Here is a 24,708-nt window from a genome sequence, read left to right on the forward strand (position 1 = left end):
TTGGACAAAAGGAAGCTTTGGGAGCTGGGCTGTTCTGCCCATTCCATATGAGGCGACCCTTCGTATGCTACCGGTTACCGCTCTCGCGGTCCTGCGCCCCGTGAAAAACAGCTGTTACGATAACTCGCTCCTGCTCCCGATCGACTTCGTACACCACAATATATGGCAGCCGCGGTACCACCCATTCGAACGTGTCGGGGTCGCGGCCAACATGGCCAATCATTGGAAACGAGATTAGCAGTTCTATGCTGCTGAACAGCCGGTCTGTCACTGTCCTCGCCGTCGCGGGACTATCCTGGGCAATCCAGCCAAAGATGTTTTCGAGATCGGCAATCGCCTGATCGTCGAAGACGAGTTTCATGGGTTGCTACGAGCCCAGCCGTCTGATGCGTTCCTGCGCTTCGGCATGCGACAGCAGTTTGCGGTTAGGATCGGTCCGACGGCGGCGAACCTCAGCCACTTGCGCATCGGTCAAACGCATGTCCCGCATATGCTTGACGTAGTCGAGCAACGCACCTGCCACGGCGTCTTGTTCGCCTTCCGGCAGTTGCTCGACCTGGCGCAAGGCTTGTTCGAGAAGCTTTGTCATGAAGGTAGTCTAGCACACCGTACTCAGGAAATCACTATACTCCCCTCGCGCCTCCGGGATCGGCGCCATGATCTATGCCCCCTGAACCCACCACCAAGATCAAGTTGACTTCCGCGCGCGCCCCTTGCAGGAAATCCGCGCGCGGGGTTCAATGGCGCAAAGGGGCATTCATCATGGCTTTGGGACCACAATTTCGCCGACCGACCTTGCTTGCCGCCACGCTGGCATTGCTCGCCACATTCAGCATTTCGCCGGCGCGCGCCGACCGCTGCGAGGATACCGCCAAGGAATTGAAGAACCAGATCGACGGCATCAAGATCAGCGTCAATACCGGCAACATGATCTACCTGACGCATCCAGCGGCGAAAGAGCTGTCGCTCGGCTGCCGCGGCCGCAATTATTCCGTCGAGCTCTACGCCAAGGCCGACCGCAAACCGAAGCCGCAATTCTTCGATCTGATCGCCTCGGCCGGCGCCATCATTTTCACGATTCCGAAGCCCGACGCATTGACCGGCACCTCGCGCTGCATCAAGCGCATGGGCTTGCTCCGCGGCGACAAGGTTTCGATGCGCTTCCGCCGCCTCAACATGGAATGCACGCGCACCAAGACCGAGGCCTCGATCGTGGTGACCCGCGGCAAGGACGAATAGGTGCCATAGCGTTTTCGAGCGAATTGGGCGCCGGTTCGCGTCAGGAAAACGCGTCGAAACAAGAATCCTGATCCGTCGCATTGTAACGATTCCGCGAGCCGCGCGTTCACCATCGGGCGGGATTGACGGCGCGGCGCCGGGATTGCCGCGCCGAATTCACCAATCGTTCGTTTCAAGCCGGCCAGTGTCGGGGGCAACCAAAAGGATGCTTCCGATGAATGTCTCTGCTGTTCCCGCCGCGGCGGTGGTCAAAGCGCCCGAAGCCCCCGTGTTCAAGGCTCCCGACAAGGCCCCCGACGTCCAGAACGGCGCTGCCGCCGACGGCACGCGCACGTCGAAGCCGCCGCAAGTAGCCCCGCTGCCGCCGGGTCAGGGAACGCGGATCGACCAGCTGGCGTAATGGTTGTCGTCCCAACCGGGACGAAACCAACGCCGCAAGTTTGCCGAAGAATCGCGCGATCATGCCGTCACGGGGGAATGGAACCCGCGCATGATCGCAAAGCTTTTACTGCAAAATACCATCTTCGTCGTGGCGCTTGGCGCCTTGCTATTTGCATCCGCCGGTACGCTGGACTGGCCGGCGGCGTGGGTGTTCCTGGTCGTCAGCGCCATCATCGGCCCTGCCTGCGGATTGTGGCTCGCAAAGACCGATCCCGCACTGCTCGCCGAGCGCCTGCGGCCGACGTTTCAGGCCGACCAGCCCGCCGCCGACAAGAAATTCATGCTGACGTTCGTCGTCGTGGCGCTGGTCTGGCTGGTCGCGATCGGGCTGGACCGGCGCGCGCACGCATCTGACGTTCCGCTTTCGCTGCAGGCGCTCGGGCTTGCAATGTATCTGCTCTCGACCGCCTTCATCATGTGGGTGTTTCGCGAAAATTCCTTTGCCGCGCCGGTCGTGAAGGTGCAGGCCGAACGCCATCATCGTGTCGTCTCGAGCGGCCCCTACGCCTTCGTCCGCCATCCGATGTACAGCGGCGTCATGCTGTTCTTTTTCGGCGTCCCGCTGCTGCTGGGATCGTGGTGGGGCCTGGCGATCGCGCCGGTGTTCGCCATTCTCTTCGCCATTCGCGCCCGCATCGAGGAGCGCGCCTTGGTCGAAGGACTGCCTGATTATGCTGACTACGCCGCGCGCGTGCGCTATCGTCTGGTTCCCGGACTTTGGTGACAGACAAGGCGGATCGAATGCCCGACAGCAAAACTTATACCGGCGGCTGCCATTGCGGCCAGGTGCGCTTCGAATGCACCAGCGACCTTTCGATGGTCACCGCCTGCAACTGCTCGATCTGCACCAAGAAGGGGCTGCATTTCACCTTCCTCGACCCGAAGAGCTTTCAGCTCCGCGCCGGCGAGGAAAACCTCAAGGAATATCTCTTCAACAAGCACGCGATCCACCACCAGCTCTGCGTCGATTGCGGCGTCGACGTCTTCGCGCGCGGCAAGAAGCCCGACGGCAGCGACGTGGTGGCGCTGAATGTGAGCTGCATCGACGGCATTGAGCTGTCGAAGCTGAAGATGACGCCGGTGGATGGCAAGAGCATGTGATCCATCGTCATTCCGGGGCGCGCATAGCGCGAACCACGATGTGCAAGTGCACATCGGAGAATCTCGAGATTCTCAGGTGCGCAATTGCGCACCATAGTTCGATGCTGACGCTTCGCCCCGGAATGACATGGCCTAATTATCCAGCACCTTGTACCTCCGAAAAATCCCCTCCTCGTTGAACGCGATCCGCCGGTCGCTGGCCAAATAGGTCTTGATGTTCGGGCGCGCCGCCACGCGGTCGCGCAGTTCGACGAGACCGGGAATTTTCCGCTCGAAAGCCTTCATGCGCTTCGGAAAGGCATAACGAAGTCCCTCGACGATCTGGAACAGCGACAGGTCGACGTAAGTGAGGCGGCGGCCGGTCACGTAGGTCCCGCCATTGGCCGCCAGCAGGTCCTCAAAATAGCCGAGATATTTCGGCACGCGCTCCTTCCAGAAATCTTCAGTGCGTTTCTTCGCCGGCGCCTTCTGATCCTCGTAGTACAGCGAGGGGCCGAGCGGGTGATGGGTGTCGTGAACTTCCAGCACCAGATCTGATATCGTGAGCTGCAACTGGTGCACCCAGAGTTTGCCGGCCTCCGACTTCGGCGCCAGCCCGTGGCGCGATCCGAGATAGAGCAGGATGTTGGCGGTCTGCCCGATCACGAGCTTTCCGTCTTTGAGGAACGGCGGCGCAAAGGGCGGCGTTCCCTTCCCCGCTTTCATCATGCGCGTCATCGCGGCCATGCCGTTGCCGCGGCGCGCGACGTCGGCATAGCGGGCGCCCGCCTCTTCCAGCGCGAGGCGGACGTATTCGCCGCGGCCTTGAATCATCGGCCAGTAATAAAGCTCGTAACGCATCGATGGCACCTCCGGCTGCCGGGTTGACCGATATAACAAATCATCCCGCGGCTGGTTCGTCACGCCAAACGCGGCCGTCCGCGCGACCGTGGCGCCATGAATGCATCGCGCCGATCTTTGCAGGGGCCGAATCTGTCCGAATGCGAGCGGGCGTGTTAGGCTGTTCCGGTTTGAAGCGTCGATTTTCTCAACACGACAGGAGAACAGGGATGGCGGACAACAAAAAGAAACGCGGCGGGGCCGATCGCGGGCTGATCGCGTTGAGCGAGCCTTACGAGGTCGCCTACTGGTCGAAGAAATTCAAGATCACGCCGGCGAAATTGAAAGCTGCCGTCCAGAAAGCGGGGCACTCCGCCAAAAAGGTGGAGGCCTATCTCAAGCTGCAGAAGCACAAGGCCGCCGACCGCGCACGGATCGCGATGAGCCAGCCCTACGAAGTCAGCTACTGGTCGAAGAAGTTCAAGGTCACCCCCGCCAGATTGAAGGCCGCCGTCGCCGCCGTTGGGCATTCGTCGAAGAACGTCGGCGCCTACCTCACCGGCAGCAAGAAGAAGGGCGCCAAGAAAAAACCGAAGAAAGCTTCGAAGAAAACTGTCAAGAAGACCACCAAGAAGCGCGCAAAGAAAAAGGCCGCCTGACGTCGGCCTTTTGCGTATGACTTCGCATCACCGAACGACGGATGGATCAATGCGTAGCCCGGGTAAAGCGAAATAAAACCCGGGCTACGGCAATCCGTCTTTTGCTCGTCAGTTCGCCGCGAAGCAATACAACAATCCGTCGCCGCCGGTGCTCTTCAGGTCGGCTTGCGAGCAGCCGCCATCCGGGCCGCGCGAGGAATGCGACGAGTTCCAGGATTTCGAGGCGTCGTCATCGCGCAGGCCGATGCGGTCGGAATGACCGACCATCGCCGCGCCTTGCGTCGAGCTCGTCCAGTTCTTGCAGGTGCGATCCTCGCCGGCCGCGAACGCTGACCCGTCGGGCTGCGATCCCGTCAGCACGTCGTGACGGTTGGGTGTATCGCCGCGGCCGTTGATGACCTCGCCCTCCTCGCTCAGCGCGCTCTGCTTGGTGAGGCCGTTGGCGCCGTGCAGATCGGCGACGTCCTTGGCGACCACCGCGCCCTTGGCATTCTTCCACGGCCCCTTGCCGATGCGATCGCGCGCATTGACGGCGGGCGCGCCATCAGCGGCCTGCGTCGAGAGGTAGGCGCGCCAGGTCTTGCCGCCCGCTCCGGCCGCCTGCGCCAATGTCTGGCAGTGATTGTCGGCCCCGGCGAGCCCGCCGAGATTGCCGCCATTGCCGATGCCGTTGCTGGTCAGGAAGAAACTGGTGTCTGCGGATTGCGCCTTCGCGGGCGCGCTTGCGGTCGCCGATATGGCCGCGACGGCGAAGCATGCCGGCAAAATGATTCGAACGAAGCTGTTCATCGAAGTCCTCCCTGTTGTTTTTGGTTCGTTGTCATCAACACATCGTGGCCGCCATTATTCCGGCGCGCCCGCAAAACGCGAAGCAAAGCAGTCCATCCCGCAAAGAAAAAGGCGCCGCGGAACGAACCGCAGCGCCTTCCTCGTCGTGCCTAGGCGATCAGCTGGTCTGCTGGATCGCCGAGAGTTCCCAATTGGCGCCGCGCCGGCGGGCGAAGGTCCACACTTCGGTGGCTTCGGTCGGCGTTTCGCTGCCCGAGACCAGACGGCCGGTGGTGCGCTCGATGGTCTTGTCGACCAGCGAGAACCGCATCGCCACGCTGGCGAAATCGGTTTCGCCTTCGCGCCAGGCTTCGGCGAGATCGCCCTGCAGCAGCTTGACGTCGGTCACCTTGTTGACGTCGTTGTTGGCCTTGTTCTCCTCGAGATCCTTGGAGAAATAGGACACCATCTCGGGCGTCGCCAGCGTGTGCAGTTTGGCGACGTCCTCGTTCGACCATGCGGCCTGGACCTCACCGAGCAGACGCTCGAAGGCTTCATAGTCAGCCGGCTGGATTTCCAGCGGCGGCTGGTTCGATCCCAGTCCAAAGCCGCTCAGTCCGGAGCGGAAGCTGGTCTGGCCACCGGGGCCCTCAGCGGCAGGAGCAGGTCCCGTCGCGTAGGCGGAGGCCGGCGTGTGGCGGCGCTGCCACCACGACATGGCCAGCCGCACCACGATGATGATCAGGCCGACCTGCAGCAGCAGGCCGATGATCGACGACAGGCCGCCGAGGCCGGAGAACAGGCCGCCGCCGAACAGCATGCCGAGCAGGCCTGCGCCGAGGAAGCCCGCAGCGAGGCCACCGAGCATGCCCATGCCGGGCCGGTTGAAGAAGCCGCCCTTGCTGGCCGCGCCGGCAGCCGCCGGGGCGCCCATTCCGGGGCTGCCCGGCTGGGTGAAGGTACGGTTCATCGGCTGCGCCGCGCCGGGCGCCGTAGTAGTGCTCGGGGGCGCCGAAAAGGTTCGCGATCCCCGCGAGCCGGAACTGCCGCCACCGCCGACGCGGGCGTCAGCCGCCGAAATCGCGATCGCCAACGGGAGCGCCACGGACAGGACAATGGCCAGTGCCCGAATAATTCCGCGCGTGCCTTGCGAGAAATTCATGTCTTTTTCCTCAGTCCCCAGGATTGGGAAGCGCCCCTAACATGGGCACAGCTGCCTAAAAGTGAAGCCAATATCGGGAACCGCGGCTGCGGCCCTCAGTCGCGGGGACGTGACGATTTGGCAGGGGGTTAGCAGCAATTAAGGGGTATGGCGAGCGCCTTAACCCGGCGCCCCCGGCAGCACATCTGCCGGTCCATGGGCGCCGGAAATGCGGTTCCACCGCTCACGACGCCGTCATGGTCTCCTTGACCTTCTCGACCAGGGCGCTGAGCGCAAACGGCTTCGGCAGGAAGGCGAATTGTTCGTTTTCCGGCAGGCTCTTGTCGAAGGCTTCTTCGGCATAACCTGAGACGAAGATGATCTTCAGGTTGGGATTGCGCTTGCGCATTTCGCGCAGCAGCGTCGGGCCGTCCATTTCCGGCATCACGACGTCGGAGACGACGAGATCCACCGCGCCGTCCTTTTCGTCCAGCGCCTCCATTGCCTCGATGCCGTTGGCAGCCTCGATCACGCTGTAGCCGCGCGAGCGGAGGCCGCGCGCATTCAGTGACCGCAAGCCGTCCTCGTCCTCCACCAAGAGGATGGTGCCCTGCCCGGTCAGGTCGGGCCGCGGCTTCGGCGGCTCGGTCGCAGCGTCCTTGGCCGCGCCATTCGCCCCCTGTGCTTCGGGCTGGGTGTCCAGTTCGACACGATGCCGCGGCAGGAAGATGCGGAACGAGGTGCCCTCGCCGGGCACGGAATCCACATAGACGAAGCCGCCGGTCTGCTTGACGATGCCATAGACCGTCGACAGACCAAGCCCGGTGCCCTTGCCGACCTCCTTGGTCGAGAAGAACGGTTCGAAAATCTTGTCGACGATATCGGCCGGGATTCCGGTGCCGGTATCGGAAATGTCGATCCGCACGTAGTCGGCCGCCGGCATGCCCTTGTGGGTGAGCTGGGCGGCTTCATCCACCGTCACATTGGCGGTCCGCACCGTCAGCTTGCCGCCATCGGGCATGGCGTCGCGCGCGTTGACCGCAAGATTGACGACCACCTGCTCGAATTGCGAGACGTCGACCTTGACCGGCCAGAGGTCGCGGCCGTGCACGAGGTCGAGCTTGACCTTCTCCCCGATCAGCCGCCGCAGCAGCATGGTGAGGTCGGACAATGCGTCGCCGAGGGCGAGCACCTGCGGCCGCAGCGTCTGGCGGCGCGAGAACGCGAGCAGTTGCCGCACCAGCGTCGCGGCGCGGGTGGCGTTCTGCTTGATCTGCATGATGTCCTGGAACGACGGATCGGTCGGCTTGTGCGCGTTCAGCAGGAAGTCGTTCGCCATCATGATGGCCGAGAGCACGTTGTTGAAGTCGTGCGCGATGCCGCCGGCGAGCTGGCCGACCATGTCCATCTTCTGCGACTGGTTGATCTGGTTTTCCAGCGTACGCCGCTCGGTGGTCTCCAGGAGATAAACGATGGCGGCTTCGGTGTCGCGCTCGTCCTCCTCGACCGCGGTGACGAAGAACTGCCCCCAGCGCTCCTTGGCGCCGTCGAGCATGGCTTCCACCGGTGCGATGTCGCCCTGCCCTTCGGCCGCCTGGTTGATCGCCGCAATCAACAGTCCGCGGTCGCGTGCGTTCACGGTACGGAAGATGGACTTGTTCGCCGCGCCGTCCGGGCTGAGGCCCTGCGCCAGCTTGGCGAAGCGGGCATTGGCGCGGACGACGGCGCCGCCGCGGTCCACCGTCGCAATCGCCATCGGCGTATGGTCGAAGAACCGCATGAAGCGGACTTCGGCGGCGCGTTCGGGATCGGAATGCTCGTCACGCGTCCGGCTGATCACGAGCGTGCGCGACGAACCCGGCGAGCCGTCGGCGCCGAAGGCGAGCTTGTGGTAGAGCCGCACCGGCATGGTCCTGCCGCCACGCATGCGCAGGTCGATGTCGAACACTTCGGTCTTGACCTCGCCGGGCACCGCCACGATCGAGGTCAACAGTGCTGCGCCATCGCCGGAGACGACATCAGCGAGCTTCAGCCCGCCCGAACCGATCTCGGCGAGATCGTAATCGAGCCAGTTCGCCAGCGTGGCGTTGACATAGATGACGTCGCCGGCCGGACTGACCGAGAAGAAGCCGCATGGCGCGTGGTCGAGATATTCGATCGCGTGCTGCAGCTCCCGAAACACGTCTTCCTGGCGCTCGCGATCCCGCGTGATATCGGCGATCGACCACACCGCGTATTTTGCTTCGCGCTTGCTCTGGCCGAGCGGACGAACCCGCATCCGCAACCAGCGTCCCTGCGCACCGTCAGAGCCGGCGATGCGGACCTCCTCCTGCTGCCGCTTGCCTTCGCGAGCGGCCTTGAGCAGGCGGAACACGGCTTCGGAGACGTCCGGGTTACCGATGAAAACGCGCTCGATCGGGCGCACGTCCTGCGGGCTCGCCGCGCCCGTCAGCGCCAGATAGGCGGCGTTCGAATAGACGACATGGCCCTTCGGGTCGGTCACGGCCAAGCCGTCATAGGCCTGATCGGCGATGCGGCCCATCACGGGATCATCGGCGGCGCGATCGGTGAAGCGGATGATCCCGGCGGCAAAGGCGAACAGGTTGAACAGGCCGATCATGGCGAGCAGCGCCAGCACGCCGAGGATATAGGGCTGGGCCTGGGCCCGTCCGATGGTCATCAGCGCCACCGCCACGGCAACGATGCCGGCAGCCACCAGCAGCACCAACACGATGCTACCGCTCCGCCGCGCCGGTTCGGTGGCCGCAAAGGGCTCGGTCGGCGGATGGCTGTGAGTTTCGGCGGTCATATGAAGCGGCGCTGCCCTTCGGCGAGGAGGTCTCGCGCCGGTCGTTGTCGGCCGGTCGCGGGTAACCCCGCGCTCAGCTGGCGCATCTCCTGAGTGCCTGAATCGGACCCGCAAGCGCAAGCCCATCAGGCGGCTATTTGACAGATTGAAGGCATTTCAAGGGGATTTCCAGCGGTTCCTTTCACATTCTCCGCCCGGCAAGCCCCTTCTTCAGGCCCATGACGTAGCCGATGATCTCGGCGACCGCCTGATAGTGCTCGACCGGAATCTCCTCGTCGATATCGACGGTGGCATAGAGCGCGCGCGCCAGCGGCACGTTCTCCACGATCGGAATGTCGTGCTTCTTGGCGATTTCCCTGATCTTGAGCGCGATGTTGTCGGCGCCCTTGGCGACGCAGATCGGCGCCGGCATGCCGCGATCGTAGGACAGCGCCACCGAATAGTGGGTCGGGTTGGTGATGATCACGCTGGCCTTGGGAACGGCGGACATCATGCGCTTCTTCATGCGCTGCTGGCGCAACTGCCGGATCTTGCCCTTGATGTGGGGGTCGCCTTCGGACTGCTTGAACTCGTCCTTGATCTCCTGCAGCGACATCTTCTGCCGCTGGTACCATTGCCGGTACTGGAAGAAGTAGTCGGCGATCGCGACCGCGGCCAACATCGCCACCACCGCGCCCATCAGTTGCAATGTCAGATTGGTGGTGACGCCGAGGATCGCCGAAGGATCGAACATCAGGAACGATTCCAGGCGATGGCGCTCGGGCCACAGCACCGCCATCATGACGGCGCCGAGCGCGATCAGCTTGAACAGGCCCTTGGCGAAATTCGCCACCGCCTGCTTGCCGAAGATGCGTTTCAGTCCGGCGCCGGGCGATACCTTGCTGAATTTCGGCTTCAGCGATTCCGACGACCAAACCAGGCGGTGCTGGATCATGTTGCCGGCAATCGCGGCGAGCGCCAGCATCAGCAGCGGCACGCCGATGGCGCCGAGCACGGCATAGGCCAGCGTGTTGCCGAGCGCGAGCAGCGCCGCGCCATCGGCGCGAAGCTGGCCCGCATTGGCGATCAAGGCGCGCAGCGGCGTCAGGATGCCGCCGCCGACCGATCCCGAAAAGGTCGATAATATCAGCGTGCCGCCCGCGATGATGAACCAGGTATTGACCTCCTGGCTCTTGGCGACGTCCCCTTTTTCAAGCGCCTCGTCGAGGCGCTTTTGCGTAGGGTCTTCTGTTTTGTCGTCGGTATCGTCGGCCATCGCGGCGCTCTAGCACTTTGCCTTGAGAATGATCTTCCCGGAACGCTTTTCCGGATCATGTTCTATTTCAGCGGCGTCAACTCATGCATCACGCCGATGAAGTAGTTGAGATAGGTCGCCATCATTCCGGTGAGGACGAAGGCGAAGATCAGGAAGCCCACCATGATCGACAGCGGCACGCCGACGAAATAGACCTGCATCGCCGGCATCAGCCGCGCCAGCACGCCAAGGCCGATATTGAAGACGAGGCCGAACACCAGAAATGGCGCCGAAAGCTGCATGCCGATCTTGAAGGCGGCGGCAAACGCCCGCGTGGCAAGCGCCGCGACGTCGCCGCTCGGCAGCAACTCGCCGGGCGAGAAAATCCGGTAGCTCTCGTTCAGCGCCGCGATGACGAGGTGATGACTGTCGGTTGCAAACAACAGCGTCATGCCCAGGAGGGTAAGGAAGTTGCCGATCAAGAGGCCCTGTTGCCCCTGGGTCGGATCGACGGCGGTGACGAAGCCGAGGCCGAGCTGCTGGGCGATCACCGAACCCGCCACCGCCAGCGCCGACAGCGTGACGCGCGCGGTGGCGCCGAGCACGATGCCGATGACGACCTCGTGCACCATCAACACGCCCAGCGAGCTCATCGAGGTCAGGTCGATTTGATAGGCGGCGCGGTGCAGCGGCAGGATGATCAGCGTCAGCAGAAGCGCGATCGCAAGCTTGATGCGCACCGGGATGTTGGTCTCGCCAAGTCCCGGCAAAAGCATCACCATGGCGCCCACGCGGGCAAACACCAGCATGAAGGTGGCGGCAAGGGCCGGCAGCAGCGATATGTCGACGCGCATTCATCTACAATGCATCAACCGCCTATGATTCGCGACGATATCCGCATCATGTGACTGTGCAGCGAATCCGCCATGAACGGCAGCGCCAGCAATAATGTCACGAAGATCGCGAGAATCTTCGGCACGAAGATCAGCGTCTGTTCCTGGATCTGGGTCAGCGCCTGGAACAGCGACACCACGACGCCGACCACGAGCCCGATCACCATCAAGGGCGACGACACCACCACGATGGTCCAGATCGCATCACGCGCGACGTCGAGGGTTTCAGCACCGGTCATTTCAATTTCCCTTTTTATCCCCTCATGGTGAGGAGGCGCGAAGCGCCGTATCGAACCATGAGGCCCGTGGCCCATCCTTCGAGACGCCGGCTGCGCCGGCTCCTCAGGATGAGGACCGATCAGATCGGCATCTTCATGATGTCTTCGTAGGACTGGATCACCCGGTCGCGCACCGACACCAGCGTCGAGACCGCGACGTCGGTCTCGGCTACCGCCGTCACCACGTCCATGACGTTGGCCTTGCCCGAACTCATCGCCATGGTCTGGGCATCGGATTTCTTGCCGGCATCCAGCACGCTGCCCACCGCGTCCTTGAGCAGCGCGCTGAAGGACGGGCCGCCGGCGGCCGAGCCGCCCTTCTCGGCGCCACCGGATTCCATGATGCGCGAAAGCGCGGCGTAGGCGTTTGCTGCGACGGTCGGTGAAGCCATGATTTATGGTTCCTGTTCAGGCCTTGAGAATGTCGAGTGTGCGTTGGATCATGCGGCGCGTGGCGCTGATGATGTTGAGATTGGCTTCATAGGACCGCTGCGCCTCGCGCATGTCGGTCATTTCGACCAGTGGATTGACGTTCGGATATTTGACGTTGCCGGCCGCGTCCGCCGCCGGATTGCTCGGTTCATGCTTGACGCGAAACGCCGACTGGTCGGGTCGGATCTTGCCGAGCGTCACCACCTTGGCGTCCAGCGTGCGGTCGAGCGCGGACGAAAATGTCGGCACCTTGCGGCGATACGGGTTGCCGCCGGCGGTCGGCGAGGTGGAGTCCGCATTGGCGATGTTTTCCGATATTATCCGCATGCGCCCTGCCTGCGCGCGCAGGCCTGACGTCGCAATGCTCATCGAGCGGGCGAAATCGCTTCCATCATCTGCCATGATCCGGTTCTCCTAATCGCGGCGCGTCAGCGCTTTCCAATGGCGGTCTTGAGAAGTCCGAGGCTGCGGCTGTAGAGCGAAGTCGCCGCGGCGTAATCCATCTGGTTGGCCGAAACCTTCAGCATCTGGTCTTCCAGATTGACCGAATTGCCGGCCGGCTTGGTCAAAAAGCCGTTCTTGCCGCCATCTCCCCTGAAGCTCTCCCCGCCGCCGGAGACGCTGATATGGGTGGCGCTGGTGCGCATCATGCCAAGCGAGCCCATCGCGCCGCCGACGTTCGCGCCGTTGTTGTCGAACTTCGGCTCGACCAGGTCGGTCGGCCTGAAATTCGGGGTATTGGCGTTGGAGACGTTTTCGGCGAGCACGCGCTGGCGTTCCTGGTGCCACTGCATCTTGGTGCGCAGTGCCGACAGGATCGGAAGATCGTTGATGGCCATCGCAGGCGGCTCCCCGTTAACCTCTGGCAGACGCCGCGAGGTAGGCAGAATTTGCCCGGTGTATGGTTAACGGCTGGTTAAAATTGCGTTCCGCCGCCGTCGACATCAGCCGATGGCCGCCGACAGCGGCAAAACGAGCGCATTTTCGCCACGAAAACTGCGTTAACCAGCAGCAGCCAACGCGGCATGGGGCGCTCAGAAGTCGTTTTGGCTCAAACGATTCTTGGTCTATTAATTAACCGGACGGCGGCGTTCGCCGCGGGGAATTAAGGAATAAGGCTGATCTCGGGCGTGATTCGCCGGCTGCGGATCGCTTCGGAGCATGGTCAGGATGGCGGGAATCGTGTTCCCGGGAACATGCTCGGACAGCAAGACCTAAGACCGCACTCGTCGAAGCCAGCAATCCAAGAGAACGGCCCGTGGCCGGGGACTAAAGAATGCAGACACTGACATTCCTCTTCGCATTCATCGCCGTTCTGGCGCTGATCGGCGTGGCCGCATGGCTGGTTCGCCGTTTCGCCAACAACCGCCTCGGCGCCAACACCCAGCGCGGACGGATGCCGCGGCTCGCCGTGATCGATGCCGCCGCCGTGGACGGCCGCCGGCGCCTGGTGCTGGTACGGCGCGACAATGTCGAGCATCTGCTGATGATCGGCGGACCGAGCGATATCGTGGTCGAACCCAACATCGTGCGCGCGATGCCCAACCGCGAACAGATGGCGCCGCGTCCGGCGGTCGGCGAACAGCCGCCGCGGATCGCGCCGCTGCCCGATATTGCCTGGAACGACGAGGCGGCAAAATCCGATTCGCGATCGACCGACGATCATCATGTCGAACCGCAAATGCCGGAGCCTCCGCCGCGCCCCGCACGGCCAACCTTCGCCGACGACAACCGCCGCCCGGTGCCGCCGATGCCGGAACGACGCAGCGATCCATTGACGGGCTTTGCACCGGAAGCAATCAACGGCCGCCCTGAACAGGCCCCGCCACGTCTCGGCCGCAACGAGCCGCTGATGCCACGGCCGCAGCGCGAGTTGCCCAAGGTTCCGCCGGTCCGTGAAGCACCACCGATCCGCGACGTACTGCCTGGCCGCGAGGCGCCGCCAATCCGTGAGACGCCGCCTGGCCGTGACACTCCGCCAGTTCGCGAGACGCCGGCGGCCCGCGCGCCTGAACGCGCAGCGGCACCGCCACCTCCCCCTCCTCCGCCGGCGCCCACGCCGTCGAGTGCCGACCAGAATCTGGCCGAAATGGCGCAGCGGCTCGAAGCCGCCCTGCGCCGGCCGGCTGAGCCGGTGGCGCCGCCGGTTGCGCCGGAAACGCCGGCCGCGCGTCCCGCCCGCAGCGAGACGCCCCCTCCCGCGCCCGCTCCGCAGAAGAGCGGCTTCGAAAATCTCGAAGACGAGATGGCGTCCTTGCTGGGCCGTCCGAAGAACCCTTCGTGAAGCCGCCGGCTTCTCCGCGTAGAGTATTATTTTTCCTAATCCTGACCGCCGCCGGATCCCTCGCCGATCCGGCGCTGGCGCAGGATATCAGCATCAATCTCGGCCAGGGCGGCGGCGGGGTCACCGAGCGCGCGATCCAGCTGATCGCGCTGTTGACGGTGCTATCGATCGCGCCGTCGATCCTGATCATGATGACGTCGTTCACGCGGATCGTCGTCGTACTGTCGCTGCTGCGCACCGCACTGGGCACCGCGACCGCCCCGCCCAACTCGGTGATCATTGCGCTGGCGATGTTCCTGACCGCGTTCGTGATGGGCCCCGTCCTGCAGCGGTCCTATGACGACGGCATCAAGCCCCTAGTCGCCAACCAGATCGGGGTCGAGGAAGCGCTGCAAAAGGCCTCCGTGCCGCTGCGCGGCTTCATGCAGAAGAACGTTCGCGAAAAGGATCTGAAGCTGTTCGTCGACCTCTCCGGCGAGCCACCGCCGGCGACGCCGGATGACCTGTCGCTGCGGATTCTGGTGCCGGCCTTCATGATCTCCGAACTGAAACGGGCCTTCGAAATCGGTTTCCTGCTGTTCCTCCCCTTCCTGATCATCGATCTCGTCGTCGCATCGGTCCTGATGTCGATGGGTATGATGATGCTGCCACCGGTTGTGGTGTCGCTGCCGTTCAAGTTGATCTTTTTCGTGCTGGTCGACGGCTGGTCGCTGGTGGCGGGGAGCCTGGTCCAGAGCTACGGCGGCAGTTAGCGGCCGGTTCCTAAAGGTTCCAGGGCCAAATAGGTCAACATTAGTTACGTATTTGCTGCGGACTTTCCTGGCGAGTTTAAGGTCAGATTAGTTCCTTCGTGCACAATGGATGCCAGGGAAACACCGAATTTCGTAGCAAACGCATCACCGGGTTGAACGATGGCAGGCCAGTCGATCGGCGATATGGACGTCGAATACGCCACGACGATTGCCGACCGTGCTATGCGATTGATGTCGCAGCAGTCGGTACCTCCGACCCCGACCAATTTCGCGGTCTGGTTCGAATATTCCCTGGGCAATTCGCTGGCCCTGCGAAAGACCATCGATATCCTGATCGCGGGCAAGCGCAAATTCGACCCGGCGATCAACCACGAACTTTACATTACCTATGTGACGCCGCAGTCCGGCGTCGACCCGCTCAGCGACCTTCCCGATCAATTGAGCGGCCTGATCGCCACTGCCCAGCAGTTCCTGAATACCGCCGTCACCGACCACCAGACCCACATCAAGGCGCTCGGCGAAGTATCGTCCGAAGCTGCCGGATCCAGCGATCCCCGGTCGATCATTGCGAAACTGGTTGATGAATTGTCAAAGGCGACGTCGCGCGCAGCGACCCTGGAGGCAAATTTCGCCGCCACCTCTGAGGAACTGGACAACATCCGCGACTCGCTGAAGGCGGCCGAGCAACGTTCCAACACCGACGCGCTGACCGGGCTCGCCAACCGTCACTCGATGGATGAATTCCTCCGCCTCGCCCAGATCGCGGCAATGGAAAAGGACGAGGCGCTCAGCGTCTTCCTGATCGACATCGATCATTTCAAGAAATTCAACGACGATTATGGCCATCAGGTCGGCGATCAGGTGCTTCGGCTGGTGGCCAAGGTGCTGCAGGAAGGTGTTCGCGAAGTCGATCTCGCAGCCCGCTACGGCGGCGAGGAATTGATCGCGGTGCTTCCTGGAGCGGATCTCGAAGCCTGCACGGCCGCCGCGGAGCGCATTCGCAGCCGCATAGCCGAAGCGAAGTTGACCCGCCGCGCAACCGGCAAGGAAATCGGCAGCATCACGGTTTCGATCGGAGTCGCGCAATTCCGCCTTGCCGAATCCGCGGACGCCATGATCGAGCGCTGCGACCGCGGGCTCTATCAAGCCAAGCGGCTCGGCCGCAACCGCACGGTGACGGAAACTGAACTCCAGCCCGAGGCCAGCGTGGCCTAGCGGGATCGTTCCAACTACGTCCCCATTGAATCCGGTCCGATTCACCTCCAGGCCTGCCCTGTTTGGGAAGAAGAAATTGCCGCCTCCCGCGCCGGCGCGGAACTATTGCCGCAATCCCGGCTTATCGCAGACGCCCTACAGCCGGGAGTATTCCATGAAAATCGCAGGGATGATTATGGTCGCCACCGCGGCCCTCAGCATCGTCGGCTCGTCGGCGTTTGCCCAGCAAATGCGGACGGGAATGGTGACAAAAATAGATCGGATCAGCGGCACCATCTCGATCAAGGATATGCCGGATGGCACCACCGGCGCGAACGACGGCGCCGCGACCGAAGACTTCAAGGTTCAGGACGGCGCGCGGCTGAACGCTCTACATGCCGGCGACAGGGTTACTTTCGCCCTGAGCGACGCAGCGGGGACCAAGACCATCACGAAGATCGACAGGACGGACGCGGTCACGAAGATCGACAAGAAGTGAGACATTGCCGGAGCGACATCCAATTCCGTGATGTACTGCTTCGGCCAGGAGAGACGAGCGAGGCCCGGAGTGTCCCAAGCAAGATGATGTTTCTGCGAAACGTCATTTTACTTGGGGAGTCCGGGTCTCGTAACCGGAACTGCCCTTTCCGGATGGAGCCGCTCGGTACGGAATGCACTGCAGGCTAACCGGGCCGGCTTGCTTCGATCTGCCGCAAATTTTATTGTCGAAGACACGGCATTGGGGTTCTTACGGACTAGCGCCGCGGCGCCCGCTCGAGCGAAGCGCGAATTTCAGCGGCCGCCTCGTCGCAGTACTCGTTCAATTTCTGGAATCGTTGCTGCAACGCCCTGAGCTTCACGGCGCGTTTCGCCGGCCCGTCCCGATCAATATTAAATCTGTCGGCCGGCGATGGACGGGACGGCGCAGCCTCCAAGGCCGCCAGCAACGCTTGCATCGATGGGTCGTGACCGTTGGTGGAAGACATTTCTGCACGCCTTACAAATTGGAATCCGGCCGGAATAGATCCGGTGGAATTGCCGTGTGGCCACGCGCTGGCGTTGTGAGTTTGCCTGGTGCTGTGTGTTGTTTGGATGCCCGGCCGGGGTCGATTTGGTGGCAAAAGATGGACGCCCGCCGCGAATGCGCCGGCTTCCTAGTAGTCTTACGGACCTCCATTTCCACGATTAAGATGCAATCTATCGCCAACCTCCCGTGGTGCTTTCCTTTGTTGTTTAGTGATTGTTCGATATGTCCGTACCGCATTCAGAGACCTGTATGCCGCCGCGCTGCGAAAGTTGCGGCGTGGGCACGGTCAGGATCGGAAAGCTGCCCCGAATTGGACTGCGCCCGCTCGTCTACGTTTACAAGTGCGACGCCTGCAACCGGATCACGTCGGTCGAGCCGGAGCGCCAGGAAGAAGCAGCCCGCCGCCGCCCAGGGTTGGCGCGCCGGCCGCGGCGTTAGTCAGGATAGATCGCATTTAAAGGTGCCCGCGACAGCCTGGGTTTCTTCCCGGCCCTCGCGCATGTAAAGCTTCGGCCAAACTTCTCTTAAAGAAGAGGCAGGGGCATGTCCGAGGACTTCATCGACGAACTGCGCAACGCGCTCGACAAGGGTGCGGTGCTGTCAGGCTCTGACATCGATGCGCGCTATCATCACGATCTCGCCGGCAATCCAGCGCCAAAACCCCGCGCGGTCATCCGCCCGAGAACAACGGAGGATGTCTCCGCGCTGCTGCGGCTCTGTCATCGCGAAGGCGTGCCTGTTACGACGCAGGGCGGCATGACCGGGCTGGTGCGCGCTGCGTTACCGAACGCCAACGAAATCGTGCTGTCGATGGAGCGCATGAACAACGTTGAAGAGGTCGATGCCTCCGCAGGCGTCGCCATCGCGCAGGCCGGCACGCCGCTGCAAAAGCTCCAGGAGCGGGTCGAGCAGGATGACCTGATGTTTCCGCTCGACCTCGGCGCGCGCGGCAGCTGCACCATCGGCGGCAACATCTCGACCAATGCCGGCGGCAACCGCGTCATCCGGTACGGCATGACACGTGACCTGATCCTCGGCCTCGAAGTCGTCACCGCCGACGGCACCGTGCTGAAGGGCTTGCGCAAATACATCAAGAACAACACCGGCATTGACCTCAAGCAGCTTTTCATCGGCAGCGAAGGCATCCTCGGCGTCGTGACGCGCGCCGCGCTGCGCGTCTTTCCTGCACCGGCGGAGCGGCAGGTGGCGCTGTGCGCCCTGCCCTCGTTCGGGCAGGTCACGGCTTTCCTGAGGATGGCGCGGCAAAGTCTCGGCGGCGAATTGACCGCATTCGAGGCGATGTGGAATGCCTACTACCGCCTCACCGTCGAGCGCGTGAAGGGCGTGGCCGGGCCGTTGCCGACTCACCATCCGTTCTACGTTCTGCTGGAAGCTTCGGGCAGCGACCCCGAGCGTATCCATGCCGACCTCGAGAAACTGCTAGAGACCGCGATGGGCGACAACCTGATCCTCGACGCCACGCTCTCGACCTCGCATGCATCCGTCGCCGCGATCTGGCGTATCCGCGATTCCAGCGTCGAACTGGGCCGCAGCTTCCCTTACGCCGCGCGGATGGGCTTCGATGTCAGTCTCGCCGTCGACCGGATGGAGGAATATGCGGATACGCTTGATGCGCGAGTCAAGGCGATCGATCCGCAAGCCTTCACGGTCGTGATGGGACACGTCGGCGACGGCAATTTGCATCCCAGCCTGTATCACGAGCATACGCCCGACAAGCACGATGAGTTCGAGAAGCTGGTCTACGACCTCACGGGCGAATTCGGCGGCTCGATTTCGGCCGAACACGGTATCGGCATCCTGAAGCGGCCCTATCTGAAAATGAGTCGCACCGAAGAGGAGATCGAAACGATGCGCACGCTCAAGCGCGCGCTCGACCCGAAGAACATTTTGAACCCGGGACGAATCTTCACGATGTGAGGACGTCCTCGGCGGTCAGGTCGAGCCGGACGCTGGCAACTGCCCCTCACTCCGTAAAATCATACTGCTTGCAGAGGTGATCGCCGATCTGCACCAGCATGGCGACGCATTCGGGATAGCCCGGCTTGGCGATCGTGGCGTCGTCGGCCTTGGCGCGGAATTCCCAGCTATCGCCGTCGGGGATCACCGAGATTACAATGCCGTCGGGACAATCGGCGTGGACCTTCAATTCGGCGCGCGCCATCGCAATGAGTTCGGCTTCGGTTTTGGCGGGCTTGCTCATCGTGACGGCGTCCTCCGGCTGGTCGTTTGCCTGCAGGTTGCCGCTTTGACACGCATCTGTCGAGGGCAATCGCGGTGCAGCGCGTTATTGCGTCGCGCTTGTAGACCTCGTTTCGGCAATGACCCGCAGCGAAACGGTGTTGTCCGCACCCGGCTCCGAGCCGGTCGCGAGCCGCTCGGCTGGCGATGGCGGCGACTTCTGAACGTGCTTGGTGAATATCCGGATGATGCGGCCTTTGACGACGGGCACTTTGTCGAACATATCGGATGCAATACCTTCGATGGCATCCCGCAACGCCAGGAATTGCGCCTGCCTGGCCATGCTTTCCGTTCCCTTGGTGCCGGCCAGTTCGTCCATCGCGGCATCGCTGATCTGGCACTCGACCGTATCGGCGGCGTTCAGCATGGTGAACCTGAACGCCAGGCGTTCGTTGTCGTGGCCAATAATTCGGTCCCGGGTCAGCGGCATCGGTGGGCCAGTTTTGGATAGCTAGCGAGAGACGATAACAGACAGCGCCAAGGTGACGCTGGCGTCGTGCCTAATGCGTCAACTGGTCAAAAATTGGCCGAACCTGCGGCCAAATCCGCTACTTCACCGGCTTCTTCAGATCGATGTGCCTGATGGCTGTTATCGCGGGCAAGGCGCCGGTATGGACCGGCTCGGCGCCGGACGTTTCGGGCGACAGCGGCGCGCGGGCGGTGGCATCCGGGAAGCGGAGCTTCATTTCGCGGATGAAGCCGTCGAGCGTGTCGACGCTGGCGGCCATCTTGGCGATCAGGGCGAATTCGGCGCTGTTGGAGGCGGCCGGCTTGCTCGCGGTGTCGAACGCCAACCGGTCGGCCTCGCCGGTCATCAGCGGTGCGTATTTCTCGCGGAATCGTCCCAGGCCGATCGCGTCCCCGGCCAGCGCATAGCCAACTACCGCGCGGATCACGTCGCTCTTCTCGGCCGCGTTCAAGGGTTTGAAATCCCGCCAGCGGTCGGCGTAGTACAGTTCGATCTGTTCGGAAGCCTCCCGCCACTGCCGCGACGCCCAATAGATGTCGGAGCGCAGCCGGACCGCCTCGCGGCCGGTGAGGTTGGAGATGATATCGAGCGCGAGATCGTGGCGACCGATGTCGCTCTGGGCGCGTCCCTCGAGGAGCAAACGCTGCTGCCGCAGTTCGCCGGAGAGATCGGAGATTCGGGTCAGGCGCAGCGCCGCGATTGCCCGGTCCGGCTTGCGGTTGGTCAGGTAGACCATGGCAAGGCGTGCCGCCACCTGCGCGCGGGCGGCTCCCTCCAGCCGCTTGTCGACCTGATACTGCAGCAGTTCGGCGGCCTGGTCGAGCAGGTCGATTGCGGCGAGCCGATCCGCGAGGCGCCGGATCATCTCGTCGCCGCGCCGGCCGATCGGGGTCAATTCGCGAAACTCGTAGAACATCGCGAGGGCGTCGACCGGCTTCATGTCGTCGCCCTTCGAGCCGAGATAGATCTCCGAAAACAACGCGGCCGCGGCGTCCTGGCTCTGTCGCGACAGTTCGGAATTTGGCTGCATTCTCGTCGCGGTCTTGGCCGCGGCGAGCGCGTCGGCGTAGCGGTCGGTTTCGGCGTAGACCTGGGTCAGCTTGTTCAGTGTCTTCAGTTCGATGGCGTCGCCGCGCCAGGTGACCGCCAATGTCTCCAGTTCGCGCGTGAGATCGGCCTGCCCCATTTCGCCGCGCCTGCTGCGCAGCAGGGCCTCCAGCAGCCTCGCCTCGGCCGATGCCTGCCGGTCGCCGGATTGCCCGGCGTAGCGGTAGGCGTCGAGCGCGTCCTTGTCGTGCCCCAGCGCCTCGGCGAGCCGCCCGCGCAGCACCGCGATCTCGGGCTTCATCTCGTTGGGAATGCCGATCACCTCGAGTTCGCTGCGCCGCCGCGAGGCCCCGGCATAATCCTTCACTTCCAGCGAGGCCCGCATCGCATCCGTGGTGACGATGCGCTGCAGCTCCAGCGGCAGCGCGGCGATCGAGAATTCGGCGTTCTTGAACTTTTCGCGCGCATCCGCCCATTTCTCCTGACGGGCGAACGCCAGCCCTTTCCACAATTGGGAATCGTGGCCGTTGCCGATCGCAGGACTTGTGAGAACCTTGAGCGCCCGCTCGGGATGACCGATCAGAATGCTGGCGACCGCATTCACCATCAGCACGGCGGCATCCTCGTTGCCCTGATTGGTGTCGGAGATGATGAGGTTGGTCACCCCCCTCGCCTCCTGATACATCCCGCGCGACATGTAGAAATTGGCAAGCTCGAGCCGGGCCTGCGCTTTTTGTTCAGGTCCCGCGACAGCCGCGGCCTTGATCAACGCATCCATCCTGGGGAAAAACTTCTCTTCCCGGTTCTTGCGCCATTCGTTGACGTCGAACAGCGGTCTCGCAGCCGCGGTGGCGCGTTCGGCCGCGACGTCGGCGGACGACAGCGTCAATCCGCCGGGCCGTCCAAGCATCACCTTGTCGGCGCCGACTTCGGCTTTGATGTCGTCGGAGTTCGGATGCACCACCACGCCGTGCACGGATTCCAGCAGCGACAGTTCGACGAAATCCTGCCGCTTGATGAGGCCGCGGGTCGGCGGCGGCGCGGTGACGACCAGCAGCGTATCGCCGGCGTCGGGATCGACCAGCCGGTGCATCGCGCCCGGATTGGCCAACGGCACGGTAACATTGGCGAGCGCGGGATCGGTGATGTTCCGCAGCACCATCAACGGCAGCGGCACTGCCTGGCCACGGTCGGCGAAGGTCAGCGTCCACTCGGCACCGTTGGCGCGGCCTTCGCTTTCGAACGAAGGGATCTGCGGGCGGTTGAGACGGAGGCGAATGGCCTGGCCCTTTTCGAGCGGCAGCAAGCTGACGTCGCCGATGACGACGCCGCCCTTGGCGCGGATCGGCTCGATATCGATCGGTTTGGCATGGTCGAACACCAGCCACACCGTATCGGCGCGGCGGAACAACGCAGCCGGGGTCGGCGCGGCAAAAGAGAACGTCACGCGAAGGCCGTCGCTGTCACGCCTTGCCTCGACGGTGGCGCCCTTGTCCTTGGCGGCGCTTTCCGGCGGCGGAGCGGATGCCACCGGCGCTGGCTGCTTCGCCGGCTCCGCGGGAGGTGGAGCCTGCATGGGGGCCGCGGCCTTCGGCGGCTCCACAGCCTGGACCTGTTCGGCAGGCTGCTTCGCCTTCGCGGCTTCCGCCGGCGGCGATGTTGTTTCCGGTGCGGTTGCCACCCTCTCGGCCACGGGAGCCGCGTCCTTGGCCGGCGTCACTTTTTCGACGGCAGGCATTTTTTCGACGGCAGGCGTTGCGGCCTCGGCCACGGCCGGCGCTTCGGCAAGTTGGGCTGGCTTGATCTCGATCCTGGCCTGCTCGGCAATCATCTCCGAGGTAACAGGGGGAATCTCCGCCGGTTGCTGGGGCGGCGATTCCTTTGGGGTGTTGTCGCGCGAAATCCGCGAGGCAGACCCGGGCTTGGCCGGTGCAGCCGGCTTGGCCGCGGCCTGCGGCTCCGGCACAGCGGGCTTTTCCGCCTGCTGGAAGGCGACGTCGATCACATAGTTCTTTTCCTCACGGAAAGAATGAACGTCGACCTCACCGATCAGCGCGATGTCGACGGCGGAGGAGTCAATGTCGGCGCGCTGGCTGATCGAGGCGATGTTCGGCGGCGCCGCCACCTTGGCATCCGCCAGGTCGAAATTGAGTACGCTGTTGAACTGCAGCGTCAGCTTCTGGTCGTTCAGCACCGAGGACACGTTGACGCCGTCGGGCATCTCGAACACGAAGCGGACAAAGGTCGGCTGCACCGAAGCGCGGACCCGCACCGGCGGCCGCTTCTTCGCGGCATTGACCGCCATCTGCGCGCGCAGCGCCCGTTCGGCGGCCCGCGCCCGCTCCGCCAACTCGCGCACGACCGCCGCGGGAAGCGCAGGCGGCGGACCGGTCCAGCTATCGGGCAGGAAGTCGACGAAGATCCGCTCCCCCGCCGTCATGGTGTTGACGGTCGCCCGTCGCGACAGCGACAGCCGGATCGCCGTGCCGTCGGGATCGCGCCGCGCCGAGCCGACATAATCGGGAACGGCGTCCGACAATTTGTCGACGGGAATATCCACCGGGCGCTTGAAGTGGATGATGATGATCGAACCCGCCGTCGAAACGTCGGATTCGACGTCCTCGGCCAGTTTCAGCACCAGCCGGGCGAAGCCGCCGCTGGACGTGAAGGATGCTTCGCCCCGGACCGGATCGTCGGCGCGACAGGGCTGCGAAACGGCGAGGCCGGCGAGCAGCAGGACACCGGCAGACAGCCGGCCGAGGCATAGCCGGGCCGCCCGCGCCAAAGCGCAGCCCTGCGACCCAGTTCCAGCGGCAGCCCTTTGCCCCATCCAGGAAATCTCGCGGCCTCAATGAATTCTGCGGCGAAGCGTGCTCGCCTGCGGATTTGAATCTTGGATTGGCCGGCTTAAGGTTTTGTTAACGCCAACTCATTGATTTCGCTGGAGGGGCCGACGGACGCCCGTTGCCGCGCCCGGGGACCGGAATGTGACCCTCGGCCCACAAAAACCCAGCGGCTGGCGGCCGCACCAGGGCCGACCCGCATGATCGGGAATCAATATCGCAAAACCAGTGGAACCAACCCCAGCCGTCCTGTTTTAGGAGAAGCATGGACCCGGGATGCGGGCCGGCAATCGATCAACCTCCCGGGCCTGCCAACCTGCCTCAGGCAGCCAATTCGGAGTGCGTGAAATGGCAACCCAGATCGTGATGGATCGTACCGGTGACACCCGCCATACATTCGACATCCAGGATCGCGTGGAGGTCGAAAAGGCCGAGCGGCGGTTCAAGGAATTGACCGGCGCAGGCTTTACGGCGGCGGTCCGATCGGGGCCCGGCGAGCAACGGGTTATCCGCTCCTTCGATCCGACGGCGGAGGAAACGCTGTTTTATCCGCGTCTCGTTGGCGGCTGACGGCGGTGACCCAGCAGATCGTCCTGGCGATATGCTCGTTCGCCATGGCTCTGTTTGGCACGCTGCTGCTTTCGGCGCTTTCACTGGTCGTGGCGCGATCTGGTTCCTGCGCCAGAACGTTCCGCTTTGAGACCGAGGCGCGAGCGCTGACCCTGTTGAAGGAGTGGCTCTCGCCGAAGCAGCGCGCGTGTTACGAGCGATTCCGATATTTCGACGTCGTCGGCAGCGATACCGGGACGCGCTATCGGATACACCATGGCACCCAGACGAACATCGAGGAACTCAGCACCACGGGCCACCATGTCTGCAAATGGTGCTTCGTTCCGGATGGCGACCTCGTCGCAGGCGATGTCATGTTGGCGCAGAAGATCGCCCTGGAAACCAACGAACGCGGTGCGCTCACCGTAGCTCATCGCTCGTTCGTTTCGAACGGGCCGCGGAGATTCTGA

At 63.4% G+C, this 24,708-nt stretch carries 28 protein-coding genes; 12 read left to right on the top strand and 16 right to left on the bottom strand.

What is annotated here, in order from left to right; genetic code table 11:
• Positions 1-67 precede the first annotated feature (67 nt).
• Positions 68-361 carry a type II toxin-antitoxin system RelE/ParE family toxin gene (locus tag ACPPVP_RS31390; protein WP_426527467.1) on the bottom strand — a complete coding sequence of 98 codons (294 nt, stop codon included), beginning with the start codon at positions 359-361 and terminating at the stop codon, positions 68-70.
• Between the two features lie 6 nt (positions 362-367).
• Positions 368-589: a hypothetical protein gene (locus ACPPVP_RS31395; protein WP_426527468.1), complete on the bottom strand. Its 222-nt coding sequence runs from the start codon at positions 587-589 to the stop codon at positions 368-370.
• 173 nt (positions 590-762) lie between these two features.
• On the opposite strand from ACPPVP_RS31395, the gene ACPPVP_RS31400 reads away from it, so the two are divergent.
• The 4 genes from ACPPVP_RS31400 to ACPPVP_RS31415 all read left to right on the top strand — a co-directional run bounded on the left by ACPPVP_RS31400 (position 763) and on the right by ACPPVP_RS31415 (position 2,781).
• The gene (locus ACPPVP_RS31400; RefSeq protein ID WP_426527469.1) at positions 763-1,239 is read left to right on the top strand and encodes a hypothetical protein; all 477 of its coding nucleotides are present in this window, start codon (positions 763-765) and stop codon (positions 1,237-1,239) included.
• Positions 1,240-1,453: 214 nt separating this feature from the next.
• Positions 1,454-1,639, top strand: coding sequence for a hypothetical protein (locus tag ACPPVP_RS31405; protein WP_426527470.1), 186 nt, complete (start codon positions 1,454-1,456; stop codon positions 1,637-1,639).
• A 90-nt stretch (positions 1,640-1,729) separates the two neighbouring features.
• Complete coding sequence (locus ACPPVP_RS31410) at positions 1,730-2,404, top strand: methyltransferase family protein (protein WP_426527471.1); 675 nt, start codon at positions 1,730-1,732, stop codon at positions 2,402-2,404.
• A 17-nt stretch (positions 2,405-2,421) separates the two neighbouring features.
• A complete protein-coding gene (locus ACPPVP_RS31415; protein WP_426527472.1) occupies positions 2,422-2,781 on the top strand; it encodes a GFA family protein in 360 nt (119 codons plus the stop codon).
• A gap of 132 nt (positions 2,782-2,913) precedes the next feature.
• On the opposite strand, the gene ACPPVP_RS31420 is transcribed toward ACPPVP_RS31415, so the two are convergent.
• Complete coding sequence (locus ACPPVP_RS31420; protein ID WP_426527473.1) at positions 2,914-3,621, bottom strand: glutathione S-transferase; 708 nt, start codon at positions 3,619-3,621, stop codon at positions 2,914-2,916.
• A gap of 209 nt (positions 3,622-3,830) precedes the next feature.
• On the opposite strand from ACPPVP_RS31420, the gene ACPPVP_RS31425 reads away from it, so the two are divergent.
• Positions 3,831-4,259: a DUF3606 domain-containing protein gene (locus ACPPVP_RS31425; protein ID WP_426527474.1), complete on the top strand. Its 429-nt coding sequence runs from the start codon at positions 3,831-3,833 to the stop codon at positions 4,257-4,259.
• Between the two features lie 108 nt (positions 4,260-4,367).
• Here the strand turns inward: ACPPVP_RS31425 and ACPPVP_RS31430 are convergent, their stop codons facing one another.
• The 9 genes from ACPPVP_RS31430 to flgB form a co-directional block, all read right to left on the bottom strand.
• A complete protein-coding gene (locus ACPPVP_RS31430) occupies positions 4,368-5,048 on the bottom strand; it encodes a lectin (protein WP_426527475.1) in 681 nt (226 codons plus the stop codon).
• Between the two features lie 157 nt (positions 5,049-5,205).
• The gene (locus ACPPVP_RS31435) at positions 5,206-6,189 is read right to left on the bottom strand and encodes a Tim44 domain-containing protein (RefSeq protein WP_426527476.1); all 984 of its coding nucleotides are present in this window, start codon (positions 6,187-6,189) and stop codon (positions 5,206-5,208) included.
• Between the two features lie 223 nt (positions 6,190-6,412).
• Positions 6,413-8,977 carry a cell cycle histidine kinase CckA gene (gene cckA / locus ACPPVP_RS31440; protein WP_426527477.1) on the bottom strand — a complete coding sequence of 855 codons (2,565 nt, stop codon included), beginning with the start codon at positions 8,975-8,977 and terminating at the stop codon, positions 6,413-6,415.
• Positions 8,978-9,158: 181 nt separating this feature from the next.
• On the bottom strand, positions 9,159-10,232 hold the full coding sequence (gene flhB / locus ACPPVP_RS31445) for a flagellar biosynthesis protein FlhB (RefSeq protein WP_426527478.1): 1,074 nt from the start codon (positions 10,230-10,232) through the stop codon (positions 9,159-9,161).
• Between the two features lie 62 nt (positions 10,233-10,294).
• Positions 10,295-11,065, bottom strand: coding sequence for a flagellar biosynthetic protein FliR (gene fliR / locus ACPPVP_RS31450; RefSeq protein ID WP_426527479.1), 771 nt, complete (start codon positions 11,063-11,065; stop codon positions 10,295-10,297).
• A gap of 14 nt (positions 11,066-11,079) precedes the next feature.
• Positions 11,080-11,343, bottom strand: coding sequence for a flagellar biosynthesis protein FliQ (gene fliQ / locus ACPPVP_RS31455; RefSeq protein ID WP_025588824.1), 264 nt, complete (start codon positions 11,341-11,343; stop codon positions 11,080-11,082).
• A 119-nt stretch (positions 11,344-11,462) separates the two neighbouring features.
• Entirely contained in the window at positions 11,463-11,774 is a 312-nt protein-coding gene (gene fliE, locus ACPPVP_RS31460) for a flagellar hook-basal body complex protein FliE (RefSeq protein ID WP_426527480.1), read from the bottom strand.
• Positions 11,775-11,790: 16 nt separating this feature from the next.
• Positions 11,791-12,216, bottom strand: a complete 426-nt coding sequence (gene flgC / locus ACPPVP_RS31465) for a flagellar basal body rod protein FlgC (protein WP_426527481.1) — start codon at positions 12,214-12,216, stop codon at positions 11,791-11,793.
• Between the two features lie 26 nt (positions 12,217-12,242).
• A complete protein-coding gene (gene flgB, locus ACPPVP_RS31470; RefSeq protein ID WP_426527482.1) occupies positions 12,243-12,653 on the bottom strand; it encodes a flagellar basal body rod protein FlgB in 411 nt (136 codons plus the stop codon).
• A 437-nt stretch (positions 12,654-13,090) separates the two neighbouring features.
• On the opposite strand from flgB, the gene ACPPVP_RS31475 reads away from it, so the two are divergent.
• From ACPPVP_RS31475 to ACPPVP_RS31490, 4 genes are all read left to right on the top strand, one after another.
• Positions 13,091-14,098: a flagellar biosynthetic protein FliO gene (locus tag ACPPVP_RS31475; protein ID WP_426527483.1), complete on the top strand. Its 1,008-nt coding sequence runs from the start codon at positions 13,091-13,093 to the stop codon at positions 14,096-14,098.
• The gene (gene fliP, locus ACPPVP_RS31480; RefSeq protein WP_426527484.1) at positions 14,095-14,850 is read left to right on the top strand and encodes a flagellar type III secretion system pore protein FliP; all 756 of its coding nucleotides are present in this window, start codon (positions 14,095-14,097) and stop codon (positions 14,848-14,850) included. Before ACPPVP_RS31475 ends, fliP begins: the two co-directional genes overlap by 4 nt.
• Positions 14,851-15,081: 231 nt before the next feature.
• The gene (locus tag ACPPVP_RS31485; protein WP_426538171.1) at positions 15,082-16,065 is read left to right on the top strand and encodes a GGDEF domain-containing protein; all 984 of its coding nucleotides are present in this window, start codon (positions 15,082-15,084) and stop codon (positions 16,063-16,065) included.
• Between the two features lie 154 nt (positions 16,066-16,219).
• Positions 16,220-16,543, top strand: a complete 324-nt coding sequence (locus ACPPVP_RS31490; protein WP_426527485.1) for a copper-binding protein — start codon at positions 16,220-16,222, stop codon at positions 16,541-16,543.
• A 256-nt stretch (positions 16,544-16,799) separates the two neighbouring features.
• Here the strand turns inward: ACPPVP_RS31490 and ACPPVP_RS31495 are convergent, their stop codons facing one another.
• Positions 16,800-17,030, bottom strand: coding sequence for a hypothetical protein (locus tag ACPPVP_RS31495; RefSeq protein WP_426527486.1), 231 nt, complete (start codon positions 17,028-17,030; stop codon positions 16,800-16,802).
• Positions 17,031-17,614: 584 nt separating this feature from the next.
• Between ACPPVP_RS31495 and ACPPVP_RS31500 the strand changes: the two genes are divergently transcribed.
• On the top strand, positions 17,615-19,009 hold the full coding sequence (locus ACPPVP_RS31500; protein WP_426527487.1) for an FAD-binding oxidoreductase: 1,395 nt from the start codon (positions 17,615-17,617) through the stop codon (positions 19,007-19,009).
• Positions 19,010-19,055: 46 nt separating this feature from the next.
• On the opposite strand, the gene ACPPVP_RS31505 is transcribed toward ACPPVP_RS31500, so the two are convergent.
• The 3 genes from ACPPVP_RS31505 to ACPPVP_RS31515 form a co-directional block, all read right to left on the bottom strand.
• Positions 19,056-19,292 (bottom strand): hypothetical protein, encoded by a 237-nt coding sequence (locus ACPPVP_RS31505; RefSeq protein ID WP_426527488.1) that lies wholly within the window; start codon positions 19,290-19,292, stop codon positions 19,056-19,058.
• Positions 19,293-19,376: 84 nt separating this feature from the next.
• Complete coding sequence (locus ACPPVP_RS31510) at positions 19,377-19,760, bottom strand: DUF1488 family protein (protein WP_426527489.1); 384 nt, start codon at positions 19,758-19,760, stop codon at positions 19,377-19,379.
• A gap of 118 nt (positions 19,761-19,878) precedes the next feature.
• Positions 19,879-23,676: a tetratricopeptide repeat protein gene (locus ACPPVP_RS31515; RefSeq protein WP_426527490.1), complete on the bottom strand. Its 3,798-nt coding sequence runs from the start codon at positions 23,674-23,676 to the stop codon at positions 19,879-19,881.
• Positions 23,677-24,037: 361 nt separating this feature from the next.
• Here ACPPVP_RS31515 and ACPPVP_RS31520 point away from each other — a divergent pair, with 361 nt between their 5' ends.
• Positions 24,038-24,259, top strand: coding sequence for a hypothetical protein (locus tag ACPPVP_RS31520; protein WP_426527491.1), 222 nt, complete (start codon positions 24,038-24,040; stop codon positions 24,257-24,259).
• Between the two features lie 5 nt (positions 24,260-24,264).
• Positions 24,265-24,708 carry a hypothetical protein gene (locus ACPPVP_RS31525; RefSeq protein WP_426527492.1) on the top strand — a complete coding sequence of 148 codons (444 nt, stop codon included), beginning with the start codon at positions 24,265-24,267 and terminating at the stop codon, positions 24,706-24,708.

The sequence above is a fragment of the Bradyrhizobium sp. McL0615 genome (genome assembly GCF_049993905.1).
Taxonomy (GTDB): Bacteria; Pseudomonadota; Alphaproteobacteria; order Rhizobiales; family Xanthobacteraceae; genus Bradyrhizobium.

Coding starts and splice junctions, on each gene's coding strand:
- ACPPVP_RS31390 (WP_426527467.1), bottom strand. CDS start 361: ATGAAACTCGTCTTCGACGATCAGGCGATTGCCGATCTCGAAAACATC.
- ACPPVP_RS31395 (WP_426527468.1), bottom strand. CDS start 589: ATGACAAAGCTTCTCGAACAAGCCTTGCGCCAGGTCGAGCAACTGCCG.
- ACPPVP_RS31400 (WP_426527469.1), top strand. CDS start 763: ATGGCTTTGGGACCACAATTTCGCCGACCGACCTTGCTTGCCGCCACG.
- ACPPVP_RS31405 (WP_426527470.1), top strand. CDS start 1,454: ATGAATGTCTCTGCTGTTCCCGCCGCGGCGGTGGTCAAAGCGCCCGAA.
- ACPPVP_RS31410 (WP_426527471.1), top strand. CDS start 1,730: ATGATCGCAAAGCTTTTACTGCAAAATACCATCTTCGTCGTGGCGCTT.
- ACPPVP_RS31415 (WP_426527472.1), top strand. CDS start 2,422: ATGCCCGACAGCAAAACTTATACCGGCGGCTGCCATTGCGGCCAGGTG.
- ACPPVP_RS31420 (WP_426527473.1), bottom strand. CDS start 3,621: ATGCGTTACGAGCTTTATTACTGGCCGATGATTCAAGGCCGCGGCGAA.
- ACPPVP_RS31425 (WP_426527474.1), top strand. CDS start 3,831: ATGGCGGACAACAAAAAGAAACGCGGCGGGGCCGATCGCGGGCTGATC.
- ACPPVP_RS31430 (WP_426527475.1), bottom strand. CDS start 5,048: ATGAACAGCTTCGTTCGAATCATTTTGCCGGCATGCTTCGCCGTCGCG.
- ACPPVP_RS31435 (WP_426527476.1), bottom strand. CDS start 6,189: ATGAATTTCTCGCAAGGCACGCGCGGAATTATTCGGGCACTGGCCATT.
- cckA (WP_426527477.1), bottom strand. CDS start 8,977: ATGACCGCCGAAACTCACAGCCATCCGCCGACCGAGCCCTTTGCGGCC.
- flhB (WP_426527478.1), bottom strand. CDS start 10,232: ATGGCCGACGATACCGACGACAAAACAGAAGACCCTACGCAAAAGCGC.
- fliR (WP_426527479.1), bottom strand. CDS start 11,065: ATGCGCGTCGACATATCGCTGCTGCCGGCCCTTGCCGCCACCTTCATG.
- fliQ (WP_025588824.1), bottom strand. CDS start 11,343: ATGACCGGTGCTGAAACCCTCGACGTCGCGCGTGATGCGATCTGGACC.
- fliE (WP_426527480.1), bottom strand. CDS start 11,774: ATGGCTTCACCGACCGTCGCAGCAAACGCCTACGCCGCGCTTTCGCGC.
- flgC (WP_426527481.1), bottom strand. CDS start 12,216: ATGGCAGATGATGGAAGCGATTTCGCCCGCTCGATGAGCATTGCGACG.
- flgB (WP_426527482.1), bottom strand. CDS start 12,653: ATGGCCATCAACGATCTTCCGATCCTGTCGGCACTGCGCACCAAGATG.
- ACPPVP_RS31475 (WP_426527483.1), top strand. CDS start 13,091: ATGCAGACACTGACATTCCTCTTCGCATTCATCGCCGTTCTGGCGCTG.
- ACPPVP_RS31485 (WP_426538171.1), top strand. CDS start 15,082: ATGTCGCAGCAGTCGGTACCTCCGACCCCGACCAATTTCGCGGTCTGG.
- ACPPVP_RS31490 (WP_426527485.1), top strand. CDS start 16,220: ATGAAAATCGCAGGGATGATTATGGTCGCCACCGCGGCCCTCAGCATC.
- ACPPVP_RS31495 (WP_426527486.1), bottom strand. CDS start 17,030: ATGTCTTCCACCAACGGTCACGACCCATCGATGCAAGCGTTGCTGGCG.
- ACPPVP_RS31500 (WP_426527487.1), top strand. CDS start 17,615: ATGTCCGAGGACTTCATCGACGAACTGCGCAACGCGCTCGACAAGGGT.
- ACPPVP_RS31505 (WP_426527488.1), bottom strand. CDS start 19,292: ATGAGCAAGCCCGCCAAAACCGAAGCCGAACTCATTGCGATGGCGCGC.
- ACPPVP_RS31510 (WP_426527489.1), bottom strand. CDS start 19,760: ATGCCGCTGACCCGGGACCGAATTATTGGCCACGACAACGAACGCCTG.
- ACPPVP_RS31515 (WP_426527490.1), bottom strand. CDS start 23,676: ATGGGGCAAAGGGCTGCCGCTGGAACTGGGTCGCAGGGCTGCGCTTTG.
- ACPPVP_RS31520 (WP_426527491.1), top strand. CDS start 24,038: ATGGCAACCCAGATCGTGATGGATCGTACCGGTGACACCCGCCATACA.